Annotated in this window: 16 protein-coding genes; 5 read left to right on the top strand and 11 right to left on the bottom strand. The window is 71.9% G+C overall.

Annotated features, from left to right (window positions below):
• Positions 1-191: 191 nt before the first annotated feature.
• Complete coding sequence (locus AB0G10_RS30405; protein WP_360929271.1) at positions 192-1,493, bottom strand: DUF2252 domain-containing protein; 1,302 nt, start codon at positions 1,491-1,493, stop codon at positions 192-194.
• A 50-nt stretch (positions 1,494-1,543) separates the two neighbouring features.
• On the opposite strand from AB0G10_RS30405, the gene hemC reads away from it, so the two are divergent.
• Positions 1,544-2,473 (top strand): hydroxymethylbilane synthase, encoded by a 930-nt coding sequence (hemC, locus tag AB0G10_RS30400; RefSeq protein ID WP_360929268.1) that lies wholly within the window; start codon positions 1,544-1,546, stop codon positions 2,471-2,473.
• A 24-nt stretch (positions 2,474-2,497) separates the two neighbouring features.
• Here hemC and AB0G10_RS30395 read toward each other — a convergent pair whose 3' ends face one another.
• Genes AB0G10_RS30395 through AB0G10_RS30380 form a run of 4 tightly spaced genes read right to left on the bottom strand, consistent with a single transcriptional unit; the run spans position 2,498 to position 6,949 of the window.
• On the bottom strand, positions 2,498-3,022 hold the full coding sequence (locus AB0G10_RS30395; protein WP_360929265.1) for an NADH-quinone oxidoreductase subunit B family protein: 525 nt from the start codon (positions 3,020-3,022) through the stop codon (positions 2,498-2,500).
• A 4-nt stretch (positions 3,023-3,026) separates the two neighbouring features.
• Entirely contained in the window at positions 3,027-4,166 is a 1,140-nt protein-coding gene (locus AB0G10_RS30390) for a Fic family protein (RefSeq protein WP_360929262.1), read from the bottom strand.
• Between the two features lie 36 nt (positions 4,167-4,202).
• Positions 4,203-5,621, bottom strand: a complete 1,419-nt coding sequence (locus tag AB0G10_RS30385; RefSeq protein ID WP_360929259.1) for an aminotransferase class V-fold PLP-dependent enzyme — start codon at positions 5,619-5,621, stop codon at positions 4,203-4,205.
• Positions 5,618-6,949 carry an MFS transporter gene (locus AB0G10_RS30380; protein ID WP_360929256.1) on the bottom strand — a complete coding sequence of 444 codons (1,332 nt, stop codon included), beginning with the start codon at positions 6,947-6,949 and terminating at the stop codon, positions 5,618-5,620. The genes AB0G10_RS30385 and AB0G10_RS30380 overlap by 4 nt, the downstream gene beginning before the upstream one ends.
• A gap of 48 nt (positions 6,950-6,997) precedes the next feature.
• Between AB0G10_RS30380 and AB0G10_RS30375 the strand changes: the two genes are divergently transcribed.
• Positions 6,998-8,389, top strand: a complete 1,392-nt coding sequence (locus tag AB0G10_RS30375; RefSeq protein ID WP_360929253.1) for a gamma-glutamyltransferase — start codon at positions 6,998-7,000, stop codon at positions 8,387-8,389.
• Between the two features lie 31 nt (positions 8,390-8,420).
• Here the strand turns inward: AB0G10_RS30375 and AB0G10_RS30370 are convergent, their stop codons facing one another.
• The gene (locus AB0G10_RS30370; protein WP_360929250.1) at positions 8,421-9,350 is read right to left on the bottom strand and encodes an NAD-dependent epimerase/dehydratase family protein; all 930 of its coding nucleotides are present in this window, start codon (positions 9,348-9,350) and stop codon (positions 8,421-8,423) included.
• Between the two features lie 104 nt (positions 9,351-9,454).
• Between AB0G10_RS30370 and AB0G10_RS30365 the strand changes: the two genes are divergently transcribed.
• Positions 9,455-10,138 (top strand): TetR/AcrR family transcriptional regulator, encoded by a 684-nt coding sequence (locus AB0G10_RS30365; protein WP_360929247.1) that lies wholly within the window; start codon positions 9,455-9,457, stop codon positions 10,136-10,138.
• 264 nt (positions 10,139-10,402) lie between these two features.
• Here AB0G10_RS30365 and AB0G10_RS30360 read toward each other — a convergent pair whose 3' ends face one another.
• Positions 10,403-11,644, bottom strand: a complete 1,242-nt coding sequence (locus AB0G10_RS30360) for a glutamate-5-semialdehyde dehydrogenase (protein WP_360929244.1) — start codon at positions 11,642-11,644, stop codon at positions 10,403-10,405.
• 45 nt (positions 11,645-11,689) lie between these two features.
• Positions 11,690-12,802, bottom strand: a complete 1,113-nt coding sequence (gene proB, locus AB0G10_RS30355; RefSeq protein WP_360929241.1) for a glutamate 5-kinase — start codon at positions 12,800-12,802, stop codon at positions 11,690-11,692.
• 62 nt (positions 12,803-12,864) lie between these two features.
• On the opposite strand from proB, the gene AB0G10_RS30350 reads away from it, so the two are divergent.
• Complete coding sequence (locus AB0G10_RS30350) at positions 12,865-13,167, top strand: MGMT family protein (RefSeq protein ID WP_360929238.1); 303 nt, start codon at positions 12,865-12,867, stop codon at positions 13,165-13,167.
• Positions 13,167-13,964, top strand: a complete 798-nt coding sequence (locus AB0G10_RS30345; protein WP_360929235.1) for an SAM-dependent methyltransferase — start codon at positions 13,167-13,169, stop codon at positions 13,962-13,964. Before AB0G10_RS30350 ends, AB0G10_RS30345 begins: the two co-directional genes overlap by 1 nt.
• Positions 13,965-14,142: 178 nt before the next feature.
• On the opposite strand, the gene AB0G10_RS30340 is transcribed toward AB0G10_RS30345, so the two are convergent.
• From AB0G10_RS30340 to AB0G10_RS30330, 3 genes are all read right to left on the bottom strand, one after another.
• Entirely contained in the window at positions 14,143-14,946 is an 804-nt protein-coding gene (locus tag AB0G10_RS30340) for a prenyltransferase/squalene oxidase repeat-containing protein (protein WP_360929233.1), read from the bottom strand.
• 110 nt (positions 14,947-15,056) lie between these two features.
• Positions 15,057-16,238: an adenylyltransferase/sulfurtransferase MoeZ gene (gene moeZ, locus AB0G10_RS30335; protein ID WP_360929230.1), complete on the bottom strand. Its 1,182-nt coding sequence runs from the start codon at positions 16,236-16,238 to the stop codon at positions 15,057-15,059.
• Between the two features lie 109 nt (positions 16,239-16,347).
• Entirely contained in the window at positions 16,348-19,074 is a 2,727-nt protein-coding gene (locus AB0G10_RS30330; protein WP_360930007.1) for a DUF3152 domain-containing protein, read from the bottom strand.
• Between the last annotated feature and the right edge of the window lie 110 nt (positions 19,075-19,184).

The raw sequence follows: 19,184 nt of genomic DNA, 5'->3' as shown, positions 1-19,184 counted from the left end.
CGCCACCCTCACCGCCGGCCCTTCCACCGCCGGCCCTTCCACCGTCGGGGGCGAGAGCGTGAAGGTGACCTGCGGCCGGACCGCCTCCCTCGTCCACGACCTCACCGCGGGCGGGCTCGCCACCCGGCTCGAGCCGGACGCCGAGGCGGCCGGCCGCAGCGCCGGGGCGATCGTGGTCGAGCGGATGTGACTCAGAGGCCGGGGAGGCGGCCGTTGCGGAAGACGTCGACGAAGTCCTGGTGGTCCTCGCGGGCCTGGTCGCCGTACCGGTGGGCGAAGTCGACCAGATGCCGGACGAAACCGGCCTCGTCGGCGTCGACCACCGCGACGATCGCCTCCTCGGTGGAGAAGTCGACCAGGTCGTGGCTGGACTCGTCGTCGGCGACCGAGTGCATGCGGGCCACCGCGCGGCCCAGGTCGGCGATCACCCCGGTCAGCTCGTCCGGCTCGTTCACGTCCGACCAGTCCAGGTCGGCGGCGTACGGGGAGACCTCGGCGACGAGCTGGCCCACCCCGTCCAGCTCGGTGAAGCCGAGCCACGGGTCGGCGTGCGCCTGCAGGGCCCGCTGCGACTCGGCGGTCCGGTGGCCCTGGTGCTTGAAGTAGGACCGGACCCGGTCGTCGTCGATCCAGCGCGCGACGGCCGGCACCTGCGCCTGCTTCATATAGATGATCACGTCGTTCTCGAGCGCCTCGGTGTGCCCCTCGAGCAGCAGGTTGTACGACGGCAGCCCGGCCGAGCCGATCCCGACGCCCTTGCGCAGCTTGATGTCCTTGATGTTGGTGGACACCGGCCGGGTCTGCTGCGGCAGCGTGCTCAGGTACTGCTGGAACGCCGCCCGCACCCGTTCCTCCACACCGGCGTCGACCTCGTAGACGCCGTCGCCGAGCGAGAACCGCCGCTCGTAGTCGTCGATCGTGGTCTGCCCGGCCAGCAGGTCGACCCGGGTGTTGAGCCGGGCCTCCTGGAGGACCCGGCGCAGCACGCCGTCCGCGTTCTCCAGCGTGATCGAGCCGATCGCGTCGTCACCGCCGTGCGCGATCGCCCGCAGCTCGGTGAGGTACGACCGGGCGAACGTGGTGACCAGCGCCGTGATGTTGTCGTCGGAGAGCGCTTTCGAGTACCCGATCAGGGCGACGCTCGCCGAGAACCGCTTGAGGTCCCAGCTGAACGGGCCGACGTACGCCTCGTCGAAGTCGTTGACGTTGAAGACCAGGTGGCCCGACGAGTTCATGTAGGTGCCGAAGTTCTCGGCGTGCAGGTCGCCGTGGATCCAGACCCGGCTGGTCCGCTCGTCGAGGAAGCCGTCGTCGCGGAAGCCGCCGGTGAGGTCGGCGTAGAAGAGCGAGGCGCTGCCCCGGTAGAACGCGAACGGCGAGGCCGCCATCTTCCGGAATTTGCGGCGGAACGCGGCCGGGTCGATCGCCATGAGCTCGCCGAACTCACGGGTGAGCACGTCAACGATGAAGTCGGCACGTGACTGGGAGCCCATGTCCGTTCACGGTACTCAGGGATGACCACGGAGGGGCTACCCTTTCCGCTATGTCCGCTTCACGCCTGCTGCGTATCGGAACACGCTCCTCGCCGATGGCAATGGCCCAGGTCGAGCGCGTTCGCCGGATGCTCGCCGAACGCCGCCCCGAGGTCACCGTCGAGGTGCTGCCGCTCTCCACCAGCGGCGACCGGTGGCAGGGCTCGCTCGCCGACCTCGGCGGCAAGGGCGCCTTCACCAAGGAGGTCGACCAGGCCCTGCTGGACGGCCGGGTCGACCTGGCCGTGCACTGCGTCAAGGACGTGCCCGGCGACCGACCGGCGCCGGCCGGCACCGTGCTCGCGGCCTACCTGGCCCGCGACGACGTGCGGGACTGTCTCATTGACCCCGGTGGCCGGCGACTGGCCGAACTGCCGGCGGGCTCCCGGATCGGGACTTCCGCCGTACGCAGAATCGCCCAGCTCGCGCTGCACTTCCCGCACCTGACCGCCGTGCCGATCCGCGGGAATGCCAATTCCCGCCTCGCGAAGCTCGACGCCGGTGAGTACGACGCCCTGCTGCTCGCGGTGTCCGGCCTGTACCGGATCGGTCAGCAGGATCGGATGACGCACCCCATCGACGTGGACACCTTCGTGCCGGCGGTCGGCTCCGGCACGCTCGTGCTGCAGTGCCGCGACGACGACGCCGGCACCCGCGAACTGGCCGAGGCGCTCGGCGATCGGCGGGCCCGGCAGGAGACCGAGGCCGAGCGGTGGATGCTGCACATCCTGCAGGGCAGCTGCCACTCGCCGATCGCCGGCTACGCCCGCACCGAACCGGACGGCCGGATCGGGCTGCGCGCCCGCGTGATCAGTCTCGACGGCAAGACGGTCCTCGACGCGCACGAGTGGGCCACCGACCCGATCGTGCTCGGCACGTCGGTCGCGGCGGCGCTGCTGCGCCAGGGCGCCCGGCAGATCCTCGACGAAGTCACGAGGTGACCAGGCGTCACGAGATCGGCGGCGTCACGGGATCGGCGGCTTCACGATCGGCGCGGTCAGGGCCAGCGCGTCCGGCCGCGAAACGCCGCCGACGCCCGCCTGCTCGGCCGCGATCTTCTCCTGGAGGCGCAGGATGCCGTGCAGCAGCGCCTCCGGGCGCGGCGGGCAGCCGGGAACGTAGACGTCAACCGGGATGATCTGGTCGACGCCCTTGGTGACCGAATAGGAGTCCCAGTAGGGCCCGCCGCAGTTCGAACACGACCCGAACGAGATCACGTATTTCGGCTCGGGCATCTGGTCGTAGAGCCGCTTGATCGCCGGCGCCATCTTGTCGGTGACCGTGCCGGACACCACCATGAGGTCGGCCTGGCGTGGCCCGTGCGCGAACGGGATCACGCCGAGGCGCATGAAGTCGTGCCGGCTCATGCTCGACGCGATGAACTCGATGGCGCAGCAGGCCAGACCGAAGTTGAACACCCAGAGGGAATAGCGGCGCCCCCAGTTCAGCACGAACCGGATGGGTTCACCGAGCACTCCTGGAAGGGCCATTCGGTCAACCTACCTCGTAGGGAGCGCGCAGGGTCATCGGCGTGCGCGCCACCTCCAGCACCGGTCCCGGAAAGCGCGGCCCGGCCTGGTAGTAGCGAGCCCGCGTCCGCCCCACCGGCTCCAGCAACCCGGCCGCGGTGAGGTCGCGCAGATCGCGCTGGGCCTGCTGCAGGGTCAGCCCCTCCGCCTCCTCATATCGGTGCCGCCGGATCCGGCCGATCACCGCGACGTCGTGCAGCGCGGAGACGACCCGCTCGTCCAGGCCCGCCTCGGCGGCGAACGACTCGAGCGAACTCCACACGGCCGCCGACCTGTCCGCTCGCCCCTGCACGGTCTGCGCCTGCTCGTGATAGGCGGTCAGGTTGAACCGGATCCAGCCGGAGACGTCCTGGTCCGGCCGGAACGTGGATCCACGTCGCTTCAGTTCCCCGTAGTAGGCCCACGTGTTCTGGCGCCGGCCGAGCCACGCCTCGATCGAGGAGAACTCCGGCGCCAGCACGCCTTCCCGGGCGATCAGCAGGGTCTGCAGCGAGCGGGACATCCGGCCGTTGCCGTCGGGCCAGGGGTGGATCGACACCAGGTGCAGGTGGGCCATGGCGGCGCGAACCAGCGGATGGCTGCCGTCGTCGGTGTTGAGCCAGTCCACCAGCTCACTGATCAATTCCGGGATCTCCTCGGCTGCCGGCGCCGTGTACGCAATGAGGCTCGGCTCATCCGGGTCGGTGACGTAGACGGGACCTCGGCGCCACTGCCCGGCGGGCTTGCGCGCGGTGTGGCGGTGGCCCTGCAGCATCCAGTGCAAGGCGTTCAGCAGCCCTTTGCCGTACTCGAAATCGGCGACGTCGTGAAGTGTCTGCACATAGGTCATCATTCGCTGGTAGGCGAGCGTCTCCTCCCGGTTCTCGTCGGAGACGTCGACATCGCGCTCGCCGTCGATCAGGTCCTGGACGTCGACCGTCGAGACTCGGAAGCCCTCGATCGAGTTGGACCTCGCCACCGCATCGGCCGTCAGATATTTCCGCAACCCGAGCGTCCACTTGGCCGGAGAGGCCTGAATCTGATGGCGGAGATTTCGGCGCATGTCCTCGACGCCAGCCAGGACCTGCTGGTCGGCGTCGGTCAGAGCGGGCGTCGGATAGAGCACGGTTCCAGTGTAACTCGCAATGACGCAATCATTGCGTCATTGCGTGGGAGGGCGCTGGAGGTAACTCAAAAAACCCGTCAGCAAGGCTTCCCGCAGGGCCGGCGGCGCGGCGTTCAGGACCGTGTTGACCACGGCCATCCGGGAGAAGTCGCCCGCGCCCAGGCCCAGCCCCTCGGCCAGCGAGGCGATCAGCTCGGGGGTGACCGCGGAGGGGGTGAGCGGGGGCAGCGGCGGCACGTCGATCGGGCCTCGGGCCTGCGCTGCGGCTACCGCGTCGGCCAGGTCGGGGGCGAAGGAGGCGGCCGTGGCGCGCACGGCCGCCGTCACGGTCAGGTGGATGGTCGGCGGCAGGTCGGCGTACGCCATCTGGGGTTGGGTGTGCCAGCCCCGGGCGGCCAGCTCGTCCGCGAGCACGAAGAGGTCGACGCCGTCGGAGGCGAGGCAGACCACGCTCGTCGCAGCCGGGGCGAAGAGGCGGACACCGCCGGTTGCGGTCACCGCGTCGGCGAGGGTGCGGACCGCCGCCCGGGTCTGCGCGGCGAGATCGAGGTAGCCGGCGTCGCCGATGTGGCGCAGTGTCGCGAAGGCGGCGGCGATCGGGCCGCCGGAGCGGGTGGAGGAGATGACCGGATTGATCATGGTGTAGCCCGGCCAGTCCGCGTAGGCGAAGTACTGCGGCCGGCGCAACTCCTCGGACGCGTGCAGCAGGATCGAGACGCCCTTCGGCGCGTAGGCGTACTTGTGCAGGTCGACCGAGATGCTGGTGACGCCGGGCACGGAGAGGTCGAAGGCCGGCAGGTCGGCGCCGAGCCGCCGCAGATAGGGCAGGATCCAGCCGCCGAAGCAGGCGTCCACGTGGAAGCGCACGCCGCGCTCGGCAGAGACGGCGGCGATGGCGGGGATCGGGTCGACGACCCCGTGCGCATAGGACGGCGCCGAGGCCGCGACCAGGATGGTGTCCGGGCTGATTGCCGCGGCCATGGCCCGCGGGTCCGCCGTCAACCCCTCGATGGGTACGACGTCAAGCTCCACCCGCAGGTAATGGGCCGCCTTCGCGAAGGCGGCGTGGGCCGTCGACGGGATGACGAGGCGCGGCCGGGCGATCTCCGGGTGGGCGTCGCGCGCGGCCTTCACGGCGAGGATCAGCGACTCGGTGCCGCCGCTGGTGACGCTCCCGACCGTCTCGGCGTCCCCGCCCAGCAGCCGGGCCGCCGCGCCGACGAGCGCGTTCTCCATGGCGAGCAGGGACGGGAACGCGGTCGGGTCGAGGCCGTTCACGTGCGCGGAGATCGCGTGGGCGCTCCGGGCCAGGTCGTCGAGGCCGTCCAGGGCGGGGTCGTAGACGTACGCGAAGAGCCGCCCGCCGTGCGTCGGCAGGTCACCCCCGCGCAGCTCCCGCAGCTCGGCCAGGATCTGCTCGCCGGGGACGCCCTTCTCGGGCAGCGCGTCGATCACGCGGTGATCCTCTCTTGGTAACCCCGGAGCACCACGAGCGCCGCCCCGACCAGCACGGCCGGGACCACCGTGAATCCGAGCAGCACACCGAGGCGGGCGTCGGCGCTCTGGGTCGCGGCCTCGCCGGTGGCGGACGAGACGTACCCGAAGATCTGCAACATGGCCGCGAAGATGCCCGGGCCGAGAGCGAGGCCGAGGGTCTCCCCCGCCGTCCAGAGGCCGGTGAAGACGCCGGCCTGGCGGCGGCCGGTGCGCTCGGTGTCGTAGGCGATGCAGTCCGGCAGCATCGACATGGCGAAGACCTGCTGGCCGGCGTACCCGGCACCGATCACCGCGACGATCAGGTAGACCACGGCCGGGGGCAGGGCCGGCGCCGCGAGCAGGAGCAGCGCGCCCACCGCGAAGAGCAGCGACGACGCGATCAGCGAGCGCAGCTTGCCCCAGCGGTCGCCGACCGCCGTCCACAGTGGCATGACGAGCAGCGCCGGGCCGACGAACGCGGCGAACAGGAACGTCGCGCCGGAGGACTGGAAGAGCACGTGGTCGGCGAAGTACTGGACACCGGCCAGCATGGTGCCGATGCCGGCCGCCTGCACCACGAAGCAGAGGAGCAGCGCCCGGAACGGCCGGTTGGCCGAGGCGACGCGCAGTTGCGCCCGCAGGCTCGGCTCCGAGGCGGCCGCCGTCCGGGACGGCGCTTTCCTCGTACCCATGAAGACCGCAAGCGTGCCCACGACGATGATGGCGCCGACGAAGGCGCCGGACCACCGGTGTCCCTCGCGGCCGCCGCCGGTGAGCTCGACGATCAGCGGGGCGAGGGCGCCGGAGACCAGGATCGCCAGGGCCAGGACGGCGACGCGCCAGGTCATCAGGCGGGTGCGCTCGCCGTAGCCGTCGGTGAGCTCGGCCGGCATCGCGACGTAGGGAACCTGGAAGAACGCGTAGGCCGTGGCGGCGGCGAGGAAGGCCACCGCGACGTACGCGCCGGAGGCCGCACTGCCGCCGAACGGCGCCACGAAGATGGCCGCGAACAGCGCGCCGAGCAGCAGGCCCGCGACGAGCAGGAACGGGCGCCGCGAACCGGTGCGGTCGGAGATGCGTCCGGCGACCGGGTTGACGAGCACGTCCCACGCCTTCGGCAGCAGGACCAGAAGACCCGCGACGCCCGCCGCGACACCGAGCGTATCGGTCAGGTAAGGCAGAAGAAGCAAACCGGGCACCGTGCCGAACGCCCCGGTGACCAGCGATCCCAGGGCATATCCAGCCAAAACTCCGCGCGGGAGTACGCCCTTCCGGGGTAACACGGGAGAGGGACCGGATGTCGTCATCGACGCGCATCGTAACCATGATCGGGCCGGGCCGCCTACGCTCTTCGAATGAAAAGCGTTGCGGCTGGAGTCGCCGCCAGCCACCCGGCGACCGCCCGCACGGGGGTGCGGATCCTGGAGTCCGGCGGCACCGCCGCGGACGCCGCGGTGGCGGCGGTTCTGGCGTGCTGCGTCGCCGAGACCGTCTACACCGGACTCGGTGGCGGCGGGTTCGCCACCTACTTCGAGGCGCGCACCGGCGAGGTCACCTGCCTCGACTTCTTCGTCGCGGTGCCCGGCCTGGACGGCGACCGCAAGGCCGAGCCGATGGTCGCGGTCGACGTGTTCTTCGGCGGCCTGCCACAGATCTACTCGATAGGCGGCGCGAGCGTCGCGGTCCCCGGTGTGCCGGCCGGCCTCGGCGAGGTGCACCGGCGCTGGGGACGCCTGCCGTGGAGCGAGGTGGTGGCGCCGGCCGCGGGCCTGGCCCGCACCGGGGTGCTGCTGCCGGCCGCGCACGCCCGCACGCTCGAGTCCTGCGCGCCGGCCCTGGCGTACGGCGAGGGCGCCGAGCTCTACCAGCCGGGCGGCCGGCTGCTCCAGGGCGACGAGCTGCTCTTCCACCCGGGGCTCGCGACCGCCATGGACGTCCTCGGCGAGCAGGGCCCGGACGTCTTCTACACCGGTGACTACGGCGCCATGCTGGTCGACACGGTCCGCGCCTCCGGCGGCGCGCTCGGGCCGGCCGACCTGGCCAACTACCGGGTCATGTCGAGCCGGGTGGACCGGGCCACGCTGGCCGGCCACCGGGTCTACGCCCGGCACGATCTCAATCGGACGATCGACACGATCGCGGCGCTGCCCGACGACCTCTCCCGGCCGAAGCGTGCCCCCGAGGTCGCCACCGCGCTGCGCAACCGCGGCGCGCAGCGGCTCGGCGACACCACCAACGTCTCGGTGGTCGACGCCGAGGGCAACGCCTGCGTGGTCACCACGACGCTCGGCCTCGGCGCGGGCGTCTGGCTGCCGGGTCTCGGCATCAACCTGAACTCGATGCTGGGCGAGGGTGAGCTGCTCACCGAGGAGCTGGTGCCGGGGCGGCGGATGGCGTCGTACATGTGCCCGCTCGTGGTGATCGCGCCGGACGGCGGGCTGGCCGTGGCGGCCGGCTCGGCGGGCGCGTCCCGGATCCGCACGGCCCTGGTGGACACGCTGCTCGGGGTGCTCGTCGACGACCTGAACGTGCCGGAGGCGATAGCCCGGCCGCGCTACCACGTCGTCGAGGACACCGTGCACGCCGAGGCCGGGTGCCCGCCCGAGGAACTGGCGGCGCTCACCGACGCGGGCTGGCAGGTCGTCGAGTGGCCCGAGCTGAACCACTACTTCGGCGGGGTCACCGCGGTCGGCCGGGCCGGCGCCGCGGGCGATCCCCGCCGGGGTGGGGTGGGCCTGCTGATCTGACCGGCCGGGGTCGTGTCGTGCCGGCCGGGGGTCACATCGTGCGGGCGGCGGTCTCGTCGGCGGCGGCCGCCGTCTCGCGCAGCGCCACGTCGAGGTTCGTCGGCGACAGGCCGAAGGTCTTCTCGGTGAGCGAGCTGTCCATCACGAACGGCGCGTAGAACTGGTAGTCCATCTCGGCCAGCTCGCGGGCGATCGGGACGACCAGCCCGGCCGTGCGCATCACGAACCGCGGCAGGCCGTGCACCTTCAGCTTCGGCTGCCCGGTGAGCTCGCAGTACCGCTCGGCCATCTCCCGGATGGTGACCGGCGCCGGCGACGGGACATGCCAGCCCTTTCCGTACGACCTCTCGTCCCGGGCCAGGGTGACCAGGGTGGTGGCCATGTCACCGGTGTAGGTGAAGGTGTGCGGCACGTCCATGACGGCCGGGCCCCACGCGGCGCGGCCCTTCCGGATGGCCGGCAGCAGGACCGTGGAGAAGATCCCGGCCGTGCCCGCGCCGACGTAGTCCGAGCCGCGGGCCTCGAACGTGCGCACGCCGCTTTCCAGGGCGTCCTGCCACATCCGGTTGCGGATCCGGCCCTTGCGTCCCGGCGCGGTGAGCGGGGTGCTCTCGGTCATCCGGCCACCGGGCTGCGGACCGTATCCGTACAGGTTCCCGGTGATGGCGTAGACCGCGCCGCTCGCCCGGGCCGCGGCGATCATCGCGTTGTTCATCGGGAACCAGCGCTTCGCCCACTCGGTGTATTTCGGGTTGGCGCAGTTGTAGATCACCTCGGCGCCCTCGGCGAGCTCGGTGAGGCGGCGGGCGTCGGAGGCGTCCGCCGCGGCGCGCTCGATCAGCGCGTGCTCCGGGCCGCTGCCGCTGCGGGTGACGATCCGGACGGTCTCGCCGCGGTCGGCGAGGAGACGGGCGACCTTCGAGCCGATCGGGCCGGATCCGATGACGACGTGCTGAGCCATTTCAGTGATCCCCTTTGTGAGCACTGCTCTCTGTCGAGAACAACAGTCGCACACCTCTGGCGCGGATTGCAAGAGCACTGCTCTCGTTATGGCACACTGGCCGCATGAGCGCCGCGAACCTGCGGGCCCGGGTCCGGGCCGAGATGACCGAAGAGATCAAGACGGTGGCCCGCCGCCACCTCGCCACCGACGGGGCGAACCTGTCGCTGCGGGCCGTCGCCCGTGACCTGGGAATGGCGTCGTCGGCGGTCTACCGCTACTTCGCGAGCCGGGACGACCTGCTCACCGCGCTGATCATCGACGCGTACAACGAGGTGGCGGACGCCGCCGACCGGGCCGCGGCGCCGCCGGCCACGCCGCTCGACCGGTGGCTGGCCACCTGCCACGCGGTGCGGGAGTGGGCGCTCGAGAATCCGCACCAGTGGGCGCTCATCTACGGCAGCCCGGTCCCGGGATACCAGGCGCCGCAGGACACCATCGGACCGGCCACCCGGGTCCTGCTCCTCCTCGGAAAGACGCTCGGGGAGGCCTACCGGGACGGGCTCGTCGACGTGCGGGAGCCGATCGGCGCGAGCTTCGAGAGCGAGCTCGCCCCGATCGCCGAGTCCTTCATGCCGGACCTGCCGCCGCGCGCGGTGGCGGACACCATCGCCGGCTTCTTCCAGCTCTGCGGCGCGGTGAGCGCCGAACTGTTCGGGCAGCTCAACAAGTCGGTCGACGAGGACCGGCGGGGCTTCTTCGAGTACCAGATGACGGGCGCCGCGACGACCGCCGGCCTGACCGCCTAGCCGTGTCCCGCCGTGCAGCCAAGCCCGACCGGCTGCACGAGAGAGCGACAATTCGGGCGCGAACCCAGCCGTGCCGTACAGCCAGACCCCGCCGGCTGTACGACAGGGCGACAATTCGGGCGCGAACCCAGCCGTGCCGTACAGCCAGGCCCCGCCGGCTGCACGACAGGGCGACAATTCGGGCGCGAACCCAGCCGTGCCGTACAGCCAAGCCCCGCCGGCTGCACGACAGGGCGACAAATCGGGCGCGCGCCGACTCCTGGATCAGCGCGTGTGACCGCTTCCGGTCACCACGTACTTCGTCGAGGTCAGCTCCGGCAACCCCATCGGCCCGCGCGCGTGCAGCTTCTGCGTACTGATCCCGATCTCCGCGCCGAACCCGAACTCGCCACCGTCGGTGAACCGGGTTGAGGCGTTGATCATGACGGCTGCCGCGTCGACGCCGGCCGTGAAGCGCCGGGTCGCCGTGACGTTCTCGCTCACGATGGCCTCGGTGTGCCCGGTGCCGTAGTGGCGGATGTGGTCGAGCGCGTCGTCGAGCGAGTCGACGACCGCCACCGCGATGTCGAGGGAGAGGAACTCGGTGCCCCAGTCCTCCTCGGTCGCGGCCACCACGGCGTCGCTGTAGCCGGCCACCCGGGCGTCGCCGTGCACCGTGACGCCGGCGTTCTCGAACTCCTCGAGGATCAGCGGCAGGAACGCGTCCGCGATCTCGGCGTGCACCAGCAGCGACTCGGCCGCATTGCAGACCGAGGGCCGGTGGGTCTTCGAGTTCAGCGCGATGGCCAGCGCCTTCTCCAGGTCGGCGGCGGCATCGACGTACACATGGCAGTTGCCCACCCCCGTCTCGATCACCGGAACCGTGGACTGCTCGACCACCGTCTTGATCAGGGAGGTGCCGCCGCGCGGGATGAGCACGTCGACGAGGCCGCGGGCCCGCATGAGCTCCTTCACCGAGTCGCGGGTGGTGGCGTCGAGGAGCTGGATCACGTTGGCCGGCAGGTTCGCGTCGGCGACCGCCTTGCGCAGCACCGAGACGATCGCCGCGTTCGAGGAGAACGCCGAGCCGGAGCCGCGGAGCAGGGCCGCGTTGCCGGACTTGAGGCAGATGCCGGCGGCGTCGGCGGTGACGTTCGGGCGGCCCTCGTAGATCATGCCGACCACGCCGAACGGCACCCGGACCTGCCGCAGCTCCAGGCCGTTCGCCAGGGTCGAGCCGCGCACCACGTCACCGATCGGGTCGGGCAGGGCGGCGAGCTGGCGCAGGCCGTCGGCCATCGCGGCGACCCGCTCCGGCGTCAGGACCAGCCGGTCGATCATGGCTTCGGAGGTGCCGTTCTCGCGGGCGTTCGCGACGTCCACGGCGTTCGCGGCGACGATGTCGTCGGTCCGCTCGACCAGCCGGTCCGCCATCAGCAGCAGGGCCCGGTCCTTCTCGGCGCGGGTGGCGGCGGCCAGGTCGATGGCGGCGATCCGGGCGGCGGCGGCCTGCTCCAGCACGCTCATGGCAAACCTCTCTAAAGATCAAATTCTGACTGATTTCGTACGGGGCTACAGCAGCACCAGATCGTCGCGGTGGACGACCTCTCGTTCATAGCCCGGACCGAGCTCCGCGGCCAACTCCGGTGTGGACCTGCCGAGCAGCGCCGGAAGCTCGACCGCGTCGTAGTTGACCAGGCCGCGCGCCACCGGGGTGCCGGAGCCGGCGTCGACCAGGTCGACCGGGTCACCGGCCGCGAACGAGCCGTCCACCGCGGTGATCCCGGCCGGGAGCAGCGATTTCCGGCGGGCCACCACCGCGGCGACCGCGCCGGCGTCGAGGTGCAGGCGGCCGCGGGGCGCGGTGGCGTGCGCGAGCCAGAACAGCCGGGCGGCCGGCCGGGAGGGCGCGGCCTGGAACAGCGTGCCGACGTCCTCGCCGGCCAGCGCCCCGGCGGCCAGCGGCGCGGCGGTCAGCACCACCGGGATTCCGAACCCGGTGGCGATCCGGGCCGCCTCGACCTTGGTGACCATGCCGCCGGTGCCGACCCCGGACCGGCCCGGCGTCGCGATGTCGAGGCCCGCCAGGTCCGATTCGTCGCGGACCAGCGAGACCCGCCGCGACGACGGGTCGGCCGGGTTGCCGGTGTAGAGGGCGTCCACATCGGAGAGCAGGACCAGCAGGTCGGCGTCGGCGAGCGCGGCGACCAGGGCGGCGAGCCGGTCGTTGTCGCCGAACCGGATCTCCTCGGTGGCGACCGTGTCGTTCTCGTTGACGATCGGCAGGGCGCCGAGGTCGAGCAGTTTGCGCAGCGTGCGGTACGCGTTCCGGTAGTGCGCCCGCCGGGTCACGTCGTCGACGGTGAGCAGCACCTGGCCGACCGTGAGCCCGTGCCGCGCGAAGCCCAGCGTGTATCGCCCGATCAGCAGACCCTGCCCGACCGAGGCGGCGGCCTGCTGGGTGGCGAGGTCGCGCGGCCGGCGGCGCAACTGGAGCGGGGCGAGCCCGGCGGCGATCGCGCCGCTGGAGACCAGGACCACCTCGCGGCCGGCCGTCGCGAGGCCGCCGAGGGTGTCGACCAACGCGTCGACCCGCTGTTCGTCGATGCCGCCCGTCGCGGTGGTCAGCGAGGACGACCCCACCTTCACCACGATCCGGCGCGCACCGGTCACCACATCCCGCACCCGGCCCATTCTGCTCGGCGGGCCGGTGTCGATCGCGGTCAGATCCCATATGGTGGCGATTGATGACACCCGAGGAGTACGTCGAACGCGTCCTGACGCTTGTCGAGAGCATCCCGGAGGGCCGGGTCATGTCGTACGGCGCGATCGCCGACGCGCTGGCCGAGAGCTCGGGCCGCAACTCGCCCCGCCAGGTCGGCACGATCATGGCCCGGCACGGCGGCGGCGTGCCCTGGCACCGGGTCGTGAGCAGCAGCGGACGGCTCCCGCCGGGTCACGAGCGGGAGGCCCGGGCCCGGCTCCTCGCCGAGGGCGTGCCTCTTCGCGGTGACCGAGTCGTGATCGCCGACGCGGGATGGATGCCCTGATGGAGAACGGTCAGCCCAGCAGGACCGCGTGGAGCGCCGCGCGCTACCGGGCCGCACACCAGATCCTGGAGACGGGGTCGATCTTCCGGGACCCTCTCGCCGTACGCATCCTGAACGAACCGCAAGCGGATCTCCTGGCCGACGCCCCACGCCGCGCCATGCGGCTGTTCATCGCGGCGCGGACGCGCTTCGCCGAGGACGCGATCGCCGCGGCGGTGACGCGTGGCGTGCGGGAGCTGGTGATCCTCGGGGCGGGCCTGGACACGTACGCGTATCGCAACCCGCACCCACGGCTCCGGGTGACCGAAGTCGATCACCCGGACACGCAGGCGTGGAAGCGCAAGCGGCTGGCCGAGGCGGGGATCGAGGTGCCGGAAGGTGTCCGCTACGCCGGTGTCGACTTCGAGAAGGAGTCACTCACCGTAGATCTGGACGGGCCGGCGTTCTTCCTCTGGCTCGGCGTCGTGCCCTACCTGACCAGCGAAGGCTTCGGTGAGACGCTGGCCTTCGTGGCGAGCGCCGAGGGCAACGAGGTGGCGTTCGACTACGCGCAGTCGCCGGAGCGGATGGCGCCCGATCGGCGGGCGGCGCTGGAGGCCCGGGCCGAGCGGGTGGCCCGGATCGGCGAGCCCTGGCTGACCTATTTCGAACCGGACGAGATAGCCGCCGAGCTGCGCTCCCGGGGCTTCGCCGCGATCGAGGACCTCGGCCCGTCCGAGCTGGCCGCACGCTATTTCGGCAGGCCCGACGTGCCACCGGAGACGGCCGGCGGGCACGTCCTGCACGCCAGGCGCTAGTACGGCACGGCTCGGTCCGCGCCCGAAATGTCACCCTGCCGTACAGCCGATCAGGCCTGGCTGTACAGCACGGCTCGGTCCGCGCCCGAAATGTCACCCTCCCGTACAGCCGATCAGGCCCGGCTGTACGGCACGGCTCGGTCCGCGCCCGAAATGTCGCCCTGTGGTACAGCCGGGGTCAGCGACAGGCCCGGAGCGCCGTCAGCGTGATGTTGACGTCGAAGAGCGGGCCCTCGTTGCTGTCCCAGCCGCCGTCGATGCGCTGCGTCTCGGCCAGCCTCTTGCGGGCGCTCTGCAACAGCCAGTCGTCGCCCAGGTTGACCCGGCGGAGCGCGGCCGCCATCGCCGCCACGTCGGCCGGAGCCATGTCCGGCAGCCGGCCGCCGAGCACCTGCTGCACCCGCGCCGACTCGTAGAAGAACTGCCGCTGGTGCAGCAGGCCGGCAGCGTGCCAGCCGGTCGCCAGGAACGACGGCCAGGTGCCGTCCGGGTGGAGCTGGGAGACCACCCAGCCCGCGGCGCGGGCGAGCGTGTCACCCCACGGCGAACGGGTCTGGTAGGGGTCGGCCTCGACGGCCGCGGCGGTCAGCCAGAAACCGGCCACCGAGGTGAGGTAGAGCGTGGCCTCCGGGTCGCCCGGCATCGCCCACGGCGGCGCCTCGCCGGCCAGGGACTCGTGCTCCTGCCAGGTGCCGTCGCCGCGCTGGGCCAGCGCCAGCCAGTTCAGCGCGCGCTCGACGACCGGGCCGCGCAGGCTGCCGAGGTCGTCCAGCTCGGCCAGGCGGAAGCAGGTCGCGTCGATCGATGGGACCGCGCCCTCGGCCGAGGCGGGCCAGCCGCCCTCCGGCATCTGCCCGGCGGCGATGCGTTCGACGACATCCTCCGGGGCCGGCTGACCGGTCCGGAGGCACGACAGGCGAGCGCGCTCGACCGGGTCACCGTGGGCTACCACGTACCCGATGGCGGCATCTATATCGACCACTGTGGTGACGCTACCGTCCGAAACTGTGAATCGCTGCGCCGAACTCACATCTGTGACGTGGAACCATCACTCTAGGGAGTTGCCCGGGCAACTCCCTAGAGTGACACCCATCAGTACGAGGGCAGCGACGGGTCGACCGTGTTGACCCAGGAGACGATGCCGCCCTGGACGTGCACGGCGTCCTTGAAGCCGGCCGCCTTCAGCGCGGCGAGCGCCTCGGCCGAGCGGACACCCGACTTGCAGTGCAGCACGATCTGCTTGTCCTGCGGGAACTGCGCCAACGCCGTACCCGAAAGGATCTCGCCCTTGGGGATGAGGGTCGCGCCGGGGATCCGGTTGATCTCCCACTCGGCGGGCTCGCGGACGTCGACCAGGAAGATGTCCTTGCCGGAGTCCTGCCAGTCCTTGAGCTCCTTGGCCGTGATGGTCGCGTTGAACGTGGCCTCCTGCGCCTCGACCGAGACCGCGCCGCAGAAGTCGTCGTAGTCGTCCATCAGGTCGGTGAGCGTCGGGTTGTCGCCGCAGAGCACGCAGTTCGGGTCCTTGCGGACCTTGATCTTGCGGTATTCCATCTCGAGGGCGTCGTAGACCATCAGCCGGCCGACGAGCGGCTCACCGATGCCGGTGATCAGCTTGATCGCCTCGTTGACCTGGATCGAGCCGATCGACGCGCACAGCACGCCGAGGACGCCGCCCTCGGCGCAGCTCGGCACCATGCCGGGCGGCGGGGGCTCCGGGTAGAGGCAGCGGTAGCAGGGACCGTGCTCCTCCCAGAAGACCGAGGCCTGGCCGTCGAAACGATAGATCGAACCCCAGACGTACGGCTTGCCGAGCAGCACCGCGGCGTCGTTGACCATGTAACGGGTCGCGAAGTTGTCGGTGCCGTCGACGATGAGATCGTATTGGCTGAAGATCTCCTTGACGTTGTCGCGGTCCAGCGCGGTGTTGTGAATGACCACGTTGACCAGCGGGTTCACCTCGGCGATGCTCCGGGCCGCGGACTCCGCCTTGGGCGTGCCGACGTCGGAGACACCGTGGATGATCTGGCGCTGGAGGTTGGACTCGTCGACCGTGTCGAAGTCGATGATGCCGAGCGTGCCCACGCCGGCCGCGGCGAGGTACAACAGCGTCGGCGAGCCGAGGCCGCCCGCGCCGACCGCGAGCACCTTGGCGTTCTTCAGCCGCTTCTGCCCGTCCATCCCGACGTCGGGGATGATCAGGTGTCGCGAATAGCGGCGGATCTCGTCGATGCTCAGCTCGGCGGCCGGCTCGACGAGCGGGGGCAGAGCCACAGTTCACTCCCCGGGTTCGGTGGTAAGGATCGCCGACCATTGTTGCTCGTTCACCCGCAACACGCCCATGACGAGGGACACGGGCCCGACATGCGGGATCGTGGAATATTCAGACTGTGGGCTCACCCGCGTAGCGCTCGCCGTCGAGATACGGCCACGCGTTCCGGGTGCAACCCTTCAGACCGTACGTCTGAGGCATCATCACCGGAGCCTTCTCACCCTCCCCGGGACACGCCTCGTGACCGTGCCCGAGCTCGTGCCCGACCTCGTGGTTCAGGGCGTAGCGGCGGTACTCGTCGAGGTGACCCTCGTAGTCCGGGATCCCGCCGTCCCACCGGTCGGCGTTGATGATCACCTGACCGGGCACCCGGCACGAGGTGAAGCCCTCGGTCTGCAGGCCGCCGGTCGCGCACATCCGCTCCGAGGTGTCCGCCGAGGCCAGGTAGATCGTGAAGTCCGCCTTACCGGCGTCGGCCACCCGGCGCAGCCGCATCCGGTCGCCGTTCACCCAGCTCCGGTCGTCGCCGAGGGTCTCGTCGATCACCTCGGCGAACTCGGCCGGCGCGGTGCCGTCCACGGTCTTCTCCACGGCCACCCGGAATCGGTGCAGCTTGCCGCCCTCGCCGAGCATCGGGCCGCGGCCCTTCGCGTACCGGAACTCGCCGGCGCCCTCGGCCGGGACCTCCATGGCGGTCCCCTGATCGGAGGAGTCCTGTTCGGCCGGATCCTCCGTCCCCGGGTCTGGGGCCCCCTGATTCTGTGCCGCCGTCTCCTGAGGCATCGCGCCCTGCGTCGCACCGCCCAGCACGGCCGAATCCGCTGCCGTCCGGGCTTCCCGCTCGGCGGTCGAGGCCTGCTCCTGCTCGGCGGTCGAGGCCTGCTCCTGCTCGCGGAGTTGGTGACCGGCGACCAGGACACCGGCGACCACCAAGAGGTACGCGAGGACAACCGTGCGCCGACGCCTCCGGATGGTCTGCCGCGTCCTCGGTGAGGGGGCGGAATCGCGGACCGTCTCCTCGGCGTACTCGTCCCGGTCGTCCCCCGTCGTGAGGCCGCCGGGCAGGAAGCCGTGGTCGCGCTCGGTCGTGTGCCCCTGCAGCCGCCGGCCGAGATCGCTCAGCGGGGGCTCCTGGGAGTGGATCCGCTCGGCCGTGGTCTCGGCGGGTTGCGCCCAGGCGTCCCGGTCCGGGTACCGATCCGGGTCGTCCCGGGTCTCGTGTGGCGGTTCGGGCCAGTCGGGCTGGATTCCCCAGGCGTCGTCCCTCTCCGCGGCGCCCTCGGGGGTCTGGTCCTCCTCGGCGTCTCTCTCCTCGGCGCCGGCCTGTTCCTCCTCGGCGCCGGCCTGTTCCTCCTCGGCGTCGCGGGCCGGGGGCACGTAGATCTCGGGGTGCTCCTCGACGGTGGCGGGCGGCCAGAGGTTGTCGGGAAGCTCGGCCGGCAGCTTGAGGCTCGCCGGGAGCCCGGCCGGCGTCCGGTCGCTCACCGCCGTCCGGTAGTCCTCGTCGAGGTCCGGTTCCGGCCACTGCGTCCCGTGGAAGGCGACCGCCGGGGGATCGCCCCAGCGCGCCTCGGGAAGGTCGTGCTCCCAGCGCGCCTCGGGAAGGTCATGTTCCCAGCGTGCCTCGGGAAGGTCGGACGGCGCGGACTCCACCGTCGAGCCGGGGCGCTGCCAGCGCGGCGGTGCGGGGGCGCGCGAGACCGTCGAGCCGGGCGCCTGGAGCGGTGAATCGTCCCGGCTCTCCTCGGTCCGCGGCGTCTCCATGGCGCGGGAGGCGGCCAGGCGTTCGGCGGCGAGTTCGAGGATGCCGCGGGTCATCTCGGCGGGAGCGGCCTCGGACCGCGGGCCCGTGGCGTCGTCCGGTGCGGGAAGGGCGGCCACGGCACGGCCGCGGCGGGGCTTGGCCGCCTCGGTGTCGGCCGCCGGAGGTTCGCCCGCGCGGCCGGTGGCGCGGGTGGCGTCACGGCCGATGGCGCGGGTGGCGTCACGGCCGGCGGCGCGCGTGGCGTCACGGCCGGCGTCGCGGCCGGCGTCACGGCCGGCGGCGCGGGTGGCATCGGTGGCGCTGTCGTCGGCTCGTTTGGTGGCGGGGCGTTTGGTGGCCGGGGCTGAACCGGTTCGGGAGGTCTTCGTGGAAGCGCCCGTGCGGGCCTCCAGAGCGGCCTCGACGGACCGGACGCGGGCCGGGGTGGCTCGGTTGTCGGGCACGGCCTTGCCGGCCCCTCCGCCCCGTGAGGCCAGGACGGCGCGGGTGGCGGCGCTGCGCGCGTTCTTGGCGTCGGCCTGCTTCGCTCCGGCCTGCTTCGTCTCGGCCTGCTTCGTGTCGGCCTGCTTCGTGTCGGCCTGCTTCGTGTCGGGCTGCTTCGTGCCGGCCCGGTCCCTGGCGCGGCCGGTGGTCTTCGGCTCCGGCGTGGACTTGGCCGCTGCCGTACGCCGCATGGTCTTCGTGGGCGGGGGCGTCGGCTCCGGCTGGGCGGCGGCCGAGGTGCTCTTGCGGGCGGTACGGCCGGCGGCCTTCCCGGAGACCGTCTCCTCGGCGGGCTTGCGGCTCGAGGTCGACTTCACGGCCGGCGCCTTGGCCGACGCCCTGGTGGAGCCGCCCGAGGCCGGCGGCTTGGCCGAGCCCGTCGTCTTCGCCGGGGCGGAGCCGGTCGCGGCCGGCGGCCTGGCGGAACCGGTCGACTTCACCGGCGCGGAACCTGTCGCGGTGGGGGTGCGGGGGCGGCGCGAAGCCGGCTCCGGGTCGGCGGAGGCGGTCACCACGGCGCGGCCCGTCGCGGTCGCGGCCACCACGCGGCCGCGTTCGGCGCCCGACCCCGCGCGATCGTGTTGCGGCATGGACACCGCGCGACCGTGCGGCGTGGACACCGCGCGACCGTGCGGGGCGGACACCGCGCGATCGTGCGGGGCGGACGCCGCGCGACCGTGTTGAGGAGTGGACACCGCTC

The sequence above is a fragment of the Actinoplanes sp. NPDC023714 genome, assembly GCF_040639855.1.
GTDB lineage: Bacteria > Actinomycetota > Actinomycetes > Mycobacteriales > Micromonosporaceae > Actinoplanes.
This window is presented reverse-complemented; position numbering and strand designations above follow the sequence as displayed.